The 13509-nt window shown below is 41.7% G+C and carries 11 protein-coding genes and 1 pseudogene; 4 read left to right on the top strand and 8 right to left on the bottom strand.

The genetic code is table 11. The annotated features are described in order from the left end of the window. The first annotated feature begins 91 nt into the window (after window positions 1-91). The gene (locus MMU07_RS09525) at window positions 92-1003 is read left to right on the top strand and encodes a universal stress protein (RefSeq protein WP_241125635.1); all 912 of its coding nucleotides are present in this window, start codon (window positions 92-94) and stop codon (window positions 1001-1003) included. Between the two features lie 99 nt (window positions 1004-1102). Here MMU07_RS09525 and MMU07_RS09530 read toward each other — a convergent pair whose 3' ends face one another. Next, window positions 1103-2473: an exopolysaccharide biosynthesis polyprenyl glycosylphosphotransferase gene (locus tag MMU07_RS09530; RefSeq protein WP_241125636.1), complete on the bottom strand. Its 1371-nt coding sequence runs from the start codon at window positions 2471-2473 to the stop codon at window positions 1103-1105. A 198-nt stretch (window positions 2474-2671) separates the two neighbouring features. Between MMU07_RS09530 and MMU07_RS09535 the strand changes: the two genes are divergently transcribed. Further along, window positions 2672-3343, top strand: coding sequence for a methyltransferase domain-containing protein (locus tag MMU07_RS09535; RefSeq protein WP_241125637.1), 672 nt, complete (start codon window positions 2672-2674; stop codon window positions 3341-3343). Window positions 3344-3375: 32 nt separating this feature from the next. On the opposite strand, the gene MMU07_RS09540 is transcribed toward MMU07_RS09535, so the two are convergent. From MMU07_RS09540 to MMU07_RS09550, 4 genes and pseudogenes are all read right to left on the bottom strand, one after another. Continuing rightward, complete coding sequence (locus tag MMU07_RS09540) at window positions 3376-3792, bottom strand: type II toxin-antitoxin system VapC family toxin (protein ID WP_336246187.1); 417 nt, start codon at window positions 3790-3792, stop codon at window positions 3376-3378. Continuing rightward, window positions 3758-3868 (bottom strand): annotated as a pseudogene (locus tag MMU07_RS21835) (DUF2281 domain-containing protein); the annotation flags it as partial. The pseudogene MMU07_RS21835 and the gene MMU07_RS09540, both read right to left, overlap by 35 nt. A gap of 180 nt (window positions 3869-4048) precedes the next feature. After that, on the bottom strand, window positions 4049-5149 hold the full coding sequence (locus MMU07_RS09545; protein WP_241125639.1) for a glycoside hydrolase family 130 protein: 1101 nt from the start codon (window positions 5147-5149) through the stop codon (window positions 4049-4051). 183 nt (window positions 5150-5332) lie between these two features. Further along, window positions 5333-6868 (bottom strand): zinc-binding dehydrogenase, encoded by a 1536-nt coding sequence (locus MMU07_RS09550; RefSeq protein ID WP_241125640.1) that lies wholly within the window; start codon window positions 6866-6868, stop codon window positions 5333-5335. A gap of 155 nt (window positions 6869-7023) precedes the next feature. Here MMU07_RS09550 and MMU07_RS09555 point away from each other — a divergent pair, with 155 nt between their 5' ends. Beyond that, window positions 7024-8412: a dipeptidase gene (locus MMU07_RS09555; protein WP_241125641.1), complete on the top strand. Its 1389-nt coding sequence runs from the start codon at window positions 7024-7026 to the stop codon at window positions 8410-8412. Window positions 8413-8718: 306 nt separating this feature from the next. Beyond that, on the top strand, window positions 8719-10803 hold the full coding sequence (locus MMU07_RS09560) for a protein-disulfide reductase DsbD family protein (RefSeq protein ID WP_241125642.1): 2085 nt from the start codon (window positions 8719-8721) through the stop codon (window positions 10801-10803). Window positions 10804-10921: 118 nt separating this feature from the next. On the opposite strand, the gene rpiB is transcribed toward MMU07_RS09560, so the two are convergent. The 3 genes from rpiB to glyA are packed head-to-tail and all read right to left on the bottom strand — an operon-like array spanning window position 10922 to window position 13496. Continuing rightward, window positions 10922-11359 (bottom strand): ribose 5-phosphate isomerase B, encoded by a 438-nt coding sequence (gene rpiB, locus MMU07_RS09565; RefSeq protein WP_241125643.1) that lies wholly within the window; start codon window positions 11357-11359, stop codon window positions 10922-10924. Then, complete coding sequence (tatC, locus tag MMU07_RS09570; RefSeq protein WP_241125644.1) at window positions 11352-12212, bottom strand: twin-arginine translocase subunit TatC; 861 nt, start codon at window positions 12210-12212, stop codon at window positions 11352-11354. Before tatC ends, rpiB begins: the two co-directional genes overlap by 8 nt. A gap of 15 nt (window positions 12213-12227) precedes the next feature. After that, a complete protein-coding gene (gene glyA, locus MMU07_RS09575) occupies window positions 12228-13496 on the bottom strand; it encodes a serine hydroxymethyltransferase (RefSeq protein ID WP_241125645.1) in 1269 nt (422 codons plus the stop codon). Between the last annotated feature and the right edge of the window lie 13 nt (window positions 13497-13509).

Here is a 13509-nt window from a genome sequence, read left to right on the forward strand (position 1 = left end):
ATAAAATCGGGGAATAGGATAAATTGTATGGGGGAATTTTCCAAAGAATATTTTAAAATTGTAACTTGAACGGGTAAATAGCTGCAAAACTATGGAGAATTTTGAAAAGGCAATGGTCGGAGTGGACCTTACGGAAATGGATGATATTCTGATTTCCAAAATGGGAATTTTGTCCGAGATCCTAGGAATCAAAAAGCTTTATTTTATCCATGTTTCCAAAAATCTAGCCCTACCGGATGAAATCAGAGAAAAATTCCCCGATTTGGTAGCGCCCGCCGATGAAGCCATAGAAGCGGAGATTATGACCATTATCAAACAAAACAAATACCCTGATAATGTAGAAATAGAAGTTTTTGCCGAAGAGGGAAATCCAATGACTACTTTCCTCAGATGGGCAAAACTCAAAGATGTGGATCTCATCATCATGGGAAGGAAAATTACGCTCAAGGGAAGTGGCTCACTAGCCAAGACTATGGCTCAAAAGGCTCCGTGCTCAGTTTTATTCCTGCCTGAAAGGATCGAAATGAAGGTTCCCAAAAGGATATTGCTTCCTATGGACTTTTCGGAGCATACCAATATGACGATAAATTTCGCTCAAAAAGCTGCAGAGCAATTTGAAGCTGAAATTTTTGCACTCCATTTATATGAGGTTCCTACCGGATATTATAAAACAGGAAAATCATTTGAGGAATTTGCCAGGATCATGGAAGAAAATGCAAGAAAGGATTATGACAAATTTGTGAAAAAGCATCAGCACCCGGAATTCGATTGTCTTTTTATACTGTCAAACAAAGGCGAGCCGGGTCACCTGATCATCGAAAAGGCAAAAGAACAGGGGATGGATTTGATTTTGATGGGAAGTAGGGGAAGGTCTGCTTCTGCAGCGGTGTTGCTCGGAAGTGTAGCTGAGAAGCTCGTGGAGGTCAACAATGAGATCCCAATGCTGATATTTAAGAAAAAAGGAGAGACTATGGGCTTTTTCGATGCCTTATTCAGAATCTGATAGGGTAAGAGTATTTCACAAGCCTAAAAACAAAAACCCAAGCTCTAGCAACTTGGGTTTTTTGTTTTAAGATAATGAAAGTCAATTTTTAAAAGCGATTCAGTAAGCATTTTCCCTGTTTACAATCAATTCATACACAGTCAGAACGCATATTTTGAGGTCAAGCAGGATGGACCAATTTTGGATATAAAAATAATCAAGTTTGACCCTTGAACGAATCTGGTAGGGATTTTCAATTTCACCGCGATAGCCTTTTACCTGAGCAAGTCCAGTAATACCAGGCTTAATTTTATGTCGGCTGTTGTATTTTTCAATCTGGGTTTTGAAGACCTGATTCATGGGAATTGTATGTGGTCTAGGTCCAACAATGGACATGTCACCAAGTAAAACATTTATAAACTGGGGCATTTCATCGAGAGAAGTCATTCTAAGGAAGGATCCAATTTTCGTGATTCTCGGATCATTTTTGACAGCCTGATGGGTATCAGCATAGTCGTTTGGAGTCATGGACCTGAACTTGAGGCACATAAAAACCTTGTTGTTTTCGCCGTTTCTTTCTTGGATAAAGAAAATTGGGCCTTTGGATTCCAGCTTGATCAAAAGACCTACCAAAGGAATCAGCCAACTGAGTATAAAGACCAATACAAAGGTTGAAAAAACAATATCAAATGCCCTTTTGAACATCCTGTTGAAGGCATTGTCTAAAGGGATTTCATTGACATTGATGACAAAGAAGTCTCCGTATTTGGAGAAGGAAAGGTTTTTTTCCAATTGGAGTGAACCTCCGGGGATTACTTTGACTTTGATATAGTGTTCATCTGCAAAATTGATGACCTTTTTGACTTTTTTCTCTTCAAGGTGTTCACTGATGTAAATTTGGTCAATATTCAGTTCAACAGCCTCTTCAAAAAACTTTTTGATATTTCCGCGGGTCTGTCCTGATATATCTTTGTCATCATAATACCCCAAAAATTTGATCCCGAAATCCCTTCTTAACTTGAATACCTGCGCAAGTTGGTCGCTTGTACCTCCTGTTCCCAAGATTACAGCCCTTCTGAAGTTATGGCCTGTCTCCCTGTATTTTCTTAAAATCAAATGGACACCGACCCTGTAAATCCCAACAAATACCAATAAACTTGCCGCCAAAGATAAAAAAGAAAGCAACCTGAGGGAATTATCATGAAATGGCATCCATATCATGGAAATGATCACCAAGAACCAGGCAAGCGAACCTATTAGTTTTTTGAAAGTATGATCTGCTTCATTGGTTCTACCTATTTTGAAGTCCTCTTTCAGGATGGTGATTACCATCCAGATCATGATAAAAGCAGGGAAAGTCGGAAAATCAAGCCCTTTGAATTCTTCAAATGGTTGAAAGACCTTGTTTGAAATAAAAAATGAGAATGAAACTGTCAATAGGTCTCCCAGAACAAAAAGCCAAGGAAAATATTTGTAAAAACGTTTTTTCATAAAAATCAATAATCTTTCATGTAAATACGGCTAATCTAACTAAAATGGTTTCAACAGTTCCGGATTTAGATAAAAGCGTTTGCAAATCATTGAAATTATTGGCAAAAGTAAAAAAGATTATGATTGAGCTCTTACTTTTGGTGTAATTAATTTATTAAAATAAATAGCTTTGTCCAAGAAGCAGATTGATAATCTAATATGATGGATTTTAAAGCCTTATTGGCTTCTTCAGATAATCCCAATTCTTTAGGAAATAAATTTAGAATAAAACGTTTTCAGTACTTTGAAAACCTTCTCCAGTCAAATTTTGAGGGAAAATTTCCTGTCAAAATATTGGACATTGGGGGCATGGTACATTTTTGGAAAGACCAGGATTTGTTAAAATCCGGCAAAGTTGAAATCATAGTACTCAACCTCAGTGCAGAGGAAGTCCAAATCAAGGGATTGAGCAGCATGGCAGGAGATGCGACCGATTTGTCTCAGTTTGCAGACGGAAGTTTTGACCTTGTATTTTCCAATTCGGTAATTGAGCATCTCTATACTTGGGAAAATCAGCAGAAAATGGCAAAAGAAGCCATTCGTGTAGGGAAGAAATACTTTGTGCAGACCCCAAACAGGCATTTTTTCATGGAGGCGCATTATGCCCTACCTTTTGTCCAGTATTTACCAAAGAACCTTACCCGATTTCTATTGACCAAAACAAAACTAAGTAGAGGGGCAAAATGGAACCCCAAGGATGCACAGCAATACCTAGATGAAATCAGGTTGTTGACCTATTCAGAGATGAAAACATTATTCCCCGGTGCAAAGATGTATAAGGAGAAATTTTTTGGGATGAACAAATCCTTTAGCGCGCATAATCTGGGTTAAATTCCAAAGAAGAAAAAGACATGAACATTGCATTACCAAACTGTATTTACAGGATATTTGGAAATGTTTTGGTCAAAAGTCAATATTTGAAAATTATTATCCTTGGCTTGAGAAACGATGATTCTATCCAATGGGTCTCTATGGATAAATTCTAAGTTGGAAACCGAGATGATGTTTTGAGTTGTAATCGGAAGGATCAAAAACCCATTTTCAACAACCAATGAAACAAGTTTTTCAAGACCCTTGGGAAAAATCAATTTACCTAAATTCATTTTTATTCCAATTTCCCATATTGAGGCAATACTCAAATATTTGGTGTTTTCTTCAGATTCAATAAGATGCCTTATCCTCAGTGGTAATTTTCGTCCCCATTTAAAAACCAAAGTAAAGTATGGGTATCTAAGATTAAATCCATTACATGTATGCATAAAAATCCTGCAATGGTTCATCAAAATCCGAAGAAATTGTGATTTCACCTCGGGCTGAGCCAAATATTGGTTTCAGTTTTTTTTGTCCTTTTTCTTTTTCAGAAGATTTTCAAGAAAAATCTCAACCTCTTTCTGTAAATCAGGTGTCAGATTTTCTATTTTGGCTTGAAGTGATTTCGTGTCCATAACATTCTAAAGTAATTAAATTTAAAAATTCATAAGGCCAAATCCAAATTTGGGAAATTGTAGAATGGTTTTAAGGCTTTTTAAGTTCTATTTATTTATCCTTAGACACAACCACTCCCACCATCGAATCGGCAGTGCCATAATAGAGAAACCACTGATTTTTGAAATAAACCAAGCCCTCCACAAATGTAGTTCCATCGACATACTGCCCGGATTTTTCAAAGGGAAGTTCGGGTTTCAGGAATGGCTTTTGGGTCCGATCAAGCAGCTTCCAAGGCTCATTTTTATCAAACAAGGCCTGTCCGGCAGTGTAAACCCTATTTCCCAATTCTTTGACACCGATGTCTTTTTGGTTGCCGGCATTGTAGAGGACGACAATGCCGTCTTTGGTCAGCAGCGGTGGAGGTCCAGCTTCCACCAGCCATGAGTCAAAGTACCCCAATCTCGGACTCAGGACAGGAGCAATATTTCCATCAGATCCTTCTATCGGTTCCCAGTGAACCAAATCCTCCGAGCTCGCCAACCAGATATGTGGCACACCAAAGTACATCCAATATTTACCGTGAATTTTCGCAGCTACGAGTTTGCCATTTTTGAGTTCAGTGACGATGGCACCTGATTTGGTTTCGCGGTTGTGGTATTTGCCATCTTTGAAATCCCTGAAAATCGGCCCGTGTTTTTCCCATGTTTTCAGGTCTTTGGACGTCGCAACTGCCAAACGTGGAAATTCCCTGTTCCATTGGGTATAGGTCAATACAAACAAACCATCCTCCGTCTGGACAATCCTTGGATCTTCTGTGCCACCGGTCCATTCAAATTCTTTTTGGTTGTCATTTGTAGGAAAAAAAATAGGTTCAGATTGTCTGATGTAGGTTTTTCCATCCTCGCTGATCGCCAAGCCCAAACGGGAAGTATGGCCTCCGATTTCCTTTTCTCCAAGTTTTTCTTCCGCACGGTAGAGGATGTGGATCTTCCCATCCTTGAGGATTGCCGCCGGATTGAACGTAGCCATGGATTCCCATTTGACCGATCTGACGGACATCGGATCCTGAAAGGAAGTCTTATCGGTGGGAGAAATGATGGGTTGGGGATTTTCGGCGCGGAGAAAAGGTCCTAGCATCCAGGGTTTTTCCTGGGAGAAAGCTGTCAAAGAAGAAACGAATACGGCAAGAAATATTAGGATCTTTTTCATTTTTTAGGCTTGTTAAAATTCTAAAATGTCTTGAGTTTTCTGCTCACCAAAGACTCTTACGGCCGTCACCCTGAGTAAAGCGAAGGGTCTCCATACTATTTAGAAAGAGATTCTTCACCTCCGCTAGCTCCGGTTCAGAATGACGGAATTTGATTTTTCATCTCCTTGCGGTATATGTAAACTTCAAAACCTCACCAAGGTAATCAATTCGGCCACACAGACAGGTTTATCGGCATGGTTAGATTCCATGGTGGCTTGGATAAATAGCTTCGTATTTGCATCAGGACTTTCTTCCACATTGGTCAAAGTGGCTTTGAGCCGGATTTGATCGCCGGAATAGACCGGAGCAGGAAACCTGACCTTGTTTACACCATAATTCAGCGCCATTTGTACACCTTCCAAAGGCAGGATTTCATATATCAATTTGGGGACAAGTGACAAAGTCAGGTATCCGTGGGCCAGGTTTTTTCCTCCCGGCAATAAAGCAGCTGCTTTCTCGGTATCGACATGGATCCATTGAAAATCCTCCGTGGCTTCGGCAAACTTCTGAATCACTTCTTGGGAAACTGTTGTCCAGCTGCTAATTCCCAATGATTTTCCAACCTGCTTTTTCAAATCTTCCACACTTCTGTACACTCGTTCGCCCTCTTCGGAAGATTCCTCCTCGATCGACTTGATACTTGCTTCTTGATGCTTGATACTCTCATCTTGCATTGTTTGGTCCCTGAGCTTGTCGAAGGGCTCTTCAACAACAACCATCGCCTTTCCCACCACCTTTCTGTCCATCATATCCCGCAATGCCTTCGGTGATTCTTCCAATGAATATACTTTGTGAATATGTTGGCGGATTTTTCCCGATTGGATCATTCCGACAAGCTCTAAGATGTTTTGTTGGTTTTGTTTTGGTTCTTCAGTAGAAAATCTTCCCCAAAAAACACCCATGATATCACAACCTTTGAGCAAAGCCAAGTTGAACGGCAACTTTGGAATCTCTCCTGCCGCAAATCCAATCACTAAGTATCTGCCTTTCCACGCCATTCCCCGCAAAGCCGGTTCAGCGTATTTGCCGCCTACTACATCCAAGACCACATCTACCCCTTTGCCATCTGTAAGTGTTTTGATTCGCTCCTTTAAGTCATCGCTTTCGTAGTTGATCAGGTGGTCAGCTCCTTTTTCTTTGCAAACAGCCAATTTCTCAGCAGTGGAAGCTGCAGCGATTACAGTCGCCCCCATTACTTTCCCTAGTTCCACAGCTGCCAATCCAACTCCACCGGAAGCTCCAAGCACCAAGAGGGTCTCTCCAGATTGGATTTTTGCCCTGTCCTTCAAGGCATGATAAGCCGTACCGAAAGTGTAAAGGGTAGAAGCTGCTGTCATATAATCCATTTGGGGTGGAATAGGGAAAACACGGTCCCCTGCAACTTTTACTTTTTCGGCAAAGCCGCCCCAACCACAAAGCGCCAACACCCGTTGTCCTTCTTTGAGGTGTTTGACACCGGATCCGGTTTTTTCGATCACACCCGAAATCTCACCCCCAGGCGAAAAGGGTAGAGTCGGCTTAAACTGGTATTTGTCCTGAATCAGCAAAACATCAGGAAAATTCACCGAACAGGCTTTAACTCGGATGAGTACCTCTTTATCTTCCAAAACAGGATCATCGATATCAGTGTAGGTCAAAGTTTCCGGGATTCCGTGATGGGTACAAAGGATGGCTTTCATAGATAAAAGTTTTTGGTAAAATAGGCAATTCCTTATTTAAAACGTAATTTTGGAACCATATTGAATTCAATCTCCCGGCAAAGAATTAGATCGTCAAAGCCCTTGGAACCATAAACCATTTCTTTGCGTCTTTGCGGGAATTAAAAATCCCAAATATGTCAGTTAAAAAGTATATCCATGAAAATCAGGACAGGTTCCTGAATGAACTTTTAGACCTATTGCGCATCCCCTCTGTGAGCGCCGATCCCAAATTTAAAAATGATGTTTTTGCAGCCGCCGACTTCGTCAAAGAAAGTCTGATCAAAGCCGGTGCAGACAAAGCTGAAATCTGTCAGACCGCCGGTTATCCGATTGTCTATGGTGAAAAAATCATTGATCCTGCTTTACCGACTGTATTGGTATATGGCCATTATGACGTGCAGCCCGCCGATCCTTATGAATTGTGGGATTCGCCGCCTTTTGAACCTGTCATCAAGAAGACAGAAAGACATCCTGATGGGGCTATTTTTGCCCGTGGCTCGGCAGATGACAAGGGTCAGTTTTACATGCATGTGAAGGCTTTTGAAGCCATGATGGCCACCAATGCTTTACCCTGCAATATCAAATTCATGATCGAAGGTGAAGAAGAAGTAGGTTCTGAAAACCTGGATATTTTTGTCAAACAAAACCTCGAAAGACTCAAAGCAGACGTGGTCATTGTGTCGGATACGCACATGATTTCCATGGAAGATCCCTCTGTGACTGTAGGTTTGAGGGGATTGGCTTATATGCAGGTCGAGGTGACAGGTCCAAACAAAGACCTCCATTCCGGAACTTTTGGAGGTGCTGTCGCCAATCCGATCAATACGCTTTGCAAAATGATTGCTTCTCTTCATGATGAAAACAACCATATTACTATACCGGGATTTTATGACAAAGTGGAAGAATATTCCGCTGCTTACCGGGAGGAATTGAACAAAGCGCCGTTTGACCTGGAGGATTATAAAAAGAAGCTCGATATCGCGGAAGTTTCGGGTGAAAATGGATATACCACCATCGAGCGGGTCGGAATCCGTCCGACTTTGGATGTCAACGGCATTTGGGGAGGTTATACAGGAGAAGGTGCGAAGACAGTACTTCCTTCCAAAGCATTTGCAAAAATCTCAATGCGATTGGTTCCTAATCAAGACCATAAGGAAATCGCCCAATTGTTTGAAGACCACTTCAAATCCATCGCTCCGGCTTCGGTGAAAGTAAAAGTTATCGCCCATCATGGCGGTGCTGCTGCAGTGGTGCCAACAGATTCTCCGGGCTATAGGGCCGCAGAAGGTGCGATCATGGAAGCCTTTGGCAAAAAAGCCATCCCGACGAGAGAGGGAGGTTCTATTCCGATTTGTGCCTTATTTCAAAAAGTAATGGGACTTGATCCGATTTTATTGGGTTTCGGTTTGGATACCGATGCATTGCATTCACCCAATGAGCATTATGGACTCAAGAATTATTTTATGGGAATAGAGACGATTGCTTTGTTTTTCAAACACTTCAAGGAGCAAGCAAATAAATAAAAAAGTATCTCGCGAAGACGCAAAGACGCAAAAATTTATACCAGTATATGCTTAATTTGCGGGTAACCTAAGATTCTACTTCTAAAGGGTAAGAATTCTAAGCTATCTGATCAAAGTCGGAAGACCGAGGTAATTTCAAATTTCCGCCTTTGAATAATAGAAATAGCATTTCTAATAACCTAATAGCTGATAACCAAATTCAATTTGTGTCTTTGTGCCTTTGTGAGAGTATACTGTGCTCTTTATTACTGAACTATTTTGCTGAAAACCACCTTTATCAATCAGATTCGCCTACATCACACTGCAATGTCAAAAAACATCAACCTTTCACTGCTTTTTTTCTTCCTATTTCTACTTAGCTTAGTCTCTTTTGGCCAAGTGGTATCACCGCCAAAGTGGAATATCCAACTGGCCAATCCGGACCTCAAAGTCGGCGCTGAAGCAGAAATTGTGTTGAAAGCATCTATTCCTAGAAATTGGTATATCTATTCCAATGACTTTGATGAGAATGCAGGCCCGGTACTTACCAGCTTAAGCTTGGAGGGATCAAAGGGGATTTCGGCTACCGAGAAGTTGAAACCGATCAATCCGAAGAAGAAATTTGATGAAGTTTGGGAGGCAGACATCACCTATTTTTCGGTTGCAGGGGAATTTCGTCAGAAGATTACGGTCATCGAACCAAATGTGGAAATCAAGGGAACGGTTGAATACCAAATGTGTTCGGATGTGACCGGGCAATGTATCCTGTATGAGGAAGATTTTACGATCAAAGCCACTGCGCAGGGTTCAGATAATATAACACCAAGTCCTAGTGAATCTTCTGCTGACAACTCCAATCTTGAAAAATCTGAACCTGATTCTTCGGTTTCAGCAACTGAACCCGTTCAGGAAAAAGCGGAAGTCATCGACGGAAACCAAGAAAGGTCTTTTGTGGACCTCGATGATGAAGGTAGCAAGGGGGGATTGTTGGGTTTTATGTTTGTTGCTTTTTTGGCAGGTTTGGCGGCGTTGCTGACACCTTGTGTGTTTCCGATGATCCCGATGACGGTGACTTTCTTTACAGGAAGATCCAAATCCAGGATTTCAGGAATCCGGAATGCCGGGATTTATGGCTTGTCCATTATCGCTATTTATACCATTGCCGGGACGGCAGTTGCTGCGATCCAAGGTCCTGAATTTGCCAATTGGCTTTCAACCCATTGGCTTCCCAATGTATTCTTCTTTCTTATTTTCATCTTCTTTGCATTTGCTTTCTTGGGCATGTTTGAGATTACCTTGCCGAGCAGTTTTGTGAATAAGATCGATGCCAAAGCCGATAAAGGCGGAATGGCAGGGATTTTCTTTATGGCCTTCACCTTGGTGTTGGTTTCGTTTTCTTGTACAGGACCGATTGTAGGTTCTATTTTGATCAAAGCTGCCGGCGGGGATTTCATTACCCCAATTGCAGGGATGTTTGCATTTTCGCTCGCTTTCGCTATCCCCTTTACCTTGTTTGCAGTATTCCCTGAATGGCTCAATTCACTACCAAAATCCGGGGGTTGGCTGAATTCCGTCAAGGTGGTATTGGGATTTTTGGAATTGGCTTTGGCCTTCAAATTTCTTTCCGTTGCCGATCAGGTTTACCATTGGGGATTGCTCGACAGGGACATTTATATCGCGATTTGGATTGTGATTTTCTTCCTTTTGGGATTGTATCTTTTGGGCAAAATCAGGACCAAGCACGATTCACCGATGGACTATATCGGAGTACCAAGGCTGATGTTGGCCATTACCACTTTCGTATTTGTGGTCTATCTGATTCCAGGACTTTGGGGAGCGCCTTTGAAAGCCCTGAGTGGCTACCTTCCTCCCATGGCGACCCATGACTTCAATGTAATGGAAAGTAGGGCAGGTGCGGTGAGTAAAGAAAACCAATTGGGAGAAATTCCGAAGTATGCCGATTTCCTGCATTTCCCTCATGGTATCCAAGGGTATTTTGATTACAAACAGGCTTTAGCTGCCGCACAGAAGCAGGGAAAACCCTTGTTTATAGATTTTACAGGCCACGGCTGCGTTAACTGTCGGGAAATGGAAGCCCGAGTGTGGTCAGATCCGCAGGTTTTGCAAAGGTTGAAAGAGGATTTTGTGATGGTGGCTTTGTATATCGATGAGCGGTATGAACTGCCGGAAGCCGAATGGTATGTGTCGGATTATGATGGAAAGGAGAAAAAAACCATTGGCAAGCAGAACGCTGATTTCCAGATTACGAAATTCAACAACAATGCCCAGCCCTATTATGTGATCTTGGACCATAATGAGGAATTGCTCGTCAAACCCAAAGCCTATGACACCAATATCCTGAATTTTGTCAGTTTCTTAGAGGAGGCAAAAGCGGAGTTTGGAAGAAGGTAAGGTTTGATAGTATTTTATTTAAAACAACCTGTGACTGTTTTTGGGTCAGATTTTTAAGAAGGAAGAAAAGTGATAAAATTTCAAAAAAAATCCTCCTCATGAAAATGAGGAGGATTTGCTATTTACAGGCAATTTTATTTACCCTAGTGGCATGTCTACCACCTTCAAAATCAGTAGTAAGGAAAATTTCCACAAGTTTCGAGGCAAGTTCCAATGATATAAACCTCGCAGGCAATGCCAATACATTGGCATCATTATGTTGCCTGGCTAAAGCAGATAAATCCTCTGTCCAACAAAGAGCGGCGCGAATTCCCTGATGCTTGTTGGCTGTGATTGCAACACCGTTGCCGCTACCACAGATGAGGATTCCCTGTTTGAATTCACCGGCTTCTATTGCATTGCAAAGAGGGTGAACAAAATCAGGATAATCGGCTGAGGCAGGTGTATAAGGACCAAAATCTTTTACTTCATACCCTGCTATTTCCAATACTTTGATCAGGTCTGTTTTATATTCAAAACCTGCATGGTCTCCTCCTATTGCAATCCTTTTATTCATTGTCTTTGTATTTCAAGTTATCTTCCAGTTCTTTTTTTGCCCTTTTCTTTTCGAGTCTTTTTGCCACCTGTATTCCTGCTTCATAAAGTACCAGAATCGGCATGGCGATCAACACCTGACTTATGACGTCCGGTGGTGTAATCAAAGCAGATAAAATCAAAATCACCACGATAGAATGCCTTCTATATGCTTTCAACATGGCAGCTGTAACCAAACCTGACATCGAAAGGAAATAGATCACTACAGGAAGCTGGAACATGATGGCAGATGCCAAGACAAGCATGCTTAGGGTACCGATATAAGAGGTAATGTCAAATTCATTGAGAATGCTCGGATCCAATTGATAATTGGCCAAGAAATTAATAGAAAGCGGTGCAAGAATAAAATATCCAAATGCAGTTCCCATAAAAAACAGAAGACTCACAAAAAACACAGCACCGCGGGCAGCCTGCCTCTCCTTGGAATACAATCCCGGAGCAATAAATTTCCACACCTCCCAAAATAAGTAGGGAAATGAAACAATAAGTCCCACCACCATACTAGATGTAAGGTGCATGGAAAACTGACCGGTCATCTGCCTGCTTTGTATCGTAAAGGGAAGGGTGTCGATGCAGAGTGGAGGAATAGATAAGTAATCAGAAATCTGGCAAAGTACCCTGTAGGTGATAAAATCAACTTTGGATGGCCCAAGGATGACAACACCGAAAACAATACTTTTGGCAAGAAAAGCCGCAACTGTAAATATCAAAATCGCAGCGGCAGAACGTAACAGATGCCACCTCAACTGCTCCAAGTGGTCCAAAAAGGACATGCCCTCTTCTTCCTCTTCTTCTTTATACTGATCTAAGGCCACGCTTTTTTAGAATAATTAATACAATGGAAACTGAACCATCCAGTCGTTGACTTCAGATTTTATTTTTACCAATTCAGCCTCTTGGTCGTGGTTTTTAAGAGCACGATCTATCAACCCTACTATTTTACGCATATCTTCTTCTTTCAAACCACGGGTGGTCACTGCGGCGGTTCCCACTCTCATTCCCGAGGTTACAAATGGCGATCTGGTATCAAAAGGAACCATATTTTTGTTGATGGTGATGTCCACTTTGCCCAAGGTCTCCTCTGCAAGCTTTCCTGTAAGGTCTTTGTTGCGGAGGTCGATCAGCATCATATGGTTGTCAGTACCACCGGAAATGATCTTATATCCCAAACCTACAAAAGTATCTGCCATGATGGCAGCATTCTTTTTGACCTGAAGGACATAATCCATATAGTCATCAGAAAGAGCCTCTTCAAATGCGATTGCTTTGGCTGCAATAATGTGTTCCAAAGGTCCACCTTGTGTTCCGGGAAATACACCTGAATCCAGCAAAGCTGACATTTTTCTGAGTTCACCTTTAGGGGTTTTCAATCCAAAAGGATTGTCAAAATCATCTCTCATCAAAATCAATCCACCTCTTGGACCACGAAGAGTTTTGTGTGTGGTGGTAGTCACTATGTGACAATGCTCCAAGGGATCATTCAAAAGTCCTTTGGCAATCAATCCAGATGGATGTGAAATATCTGCCAATAATATAGCACCGACTTGATCAGCAATATCTCTCAATCTCTCATAATCCCAATCGCGGCTATATGCTGAAGCCCCACAGATCAATAATTTTGGTTTTATTTCCAAAGCTTTGGCTTCTACTTTGTCGTAGTCGATGACTCCTGTCTCTTCTTCTACTCCATAAAAATGAGGATCATATAATTTTCCGGAAAAATTGACAGGAGAACCATGGGTCAGGTGACCTCCGTGCGAAAGATCAAAACCTAAAATGGGATCGCCAGGGTTTAGCACAGCCAAGAAAACGGCTGCATTGGCCTGTGCACCGGAATGGGGCTGTACATTGGCCCATGTAGCGCCAAAAAGAGCTTTGGCCCTATCTATGGCAAGCTGCTCAATTTCGTCTACAATCTCACAACCTCCATAATACCGCTTGCCGGGAAGGCCTTCAGCATACTTGTTGGTCAATACACTTCCTGCTGCTTCCATCACCTGCTTGCTAGTGAAATTTTCTGAAGCAATCAATTCAATTCCGGTTTTTTGACGGTTTTCCTCTTTGGATATGAGGTCAAAAATAGCCTGGTCTCTTTTCATGGGGGGGGTATTT

Source organism: Cognataquiflexum nitidum (assembly GCF_022538055.1).
GTDB lineage: Bacteria > Bacteroidota > Bacteroidia > Cytophagales > Cyclobacteriaceae > Cognataquiflexum > Cognataquiflexum nitidum.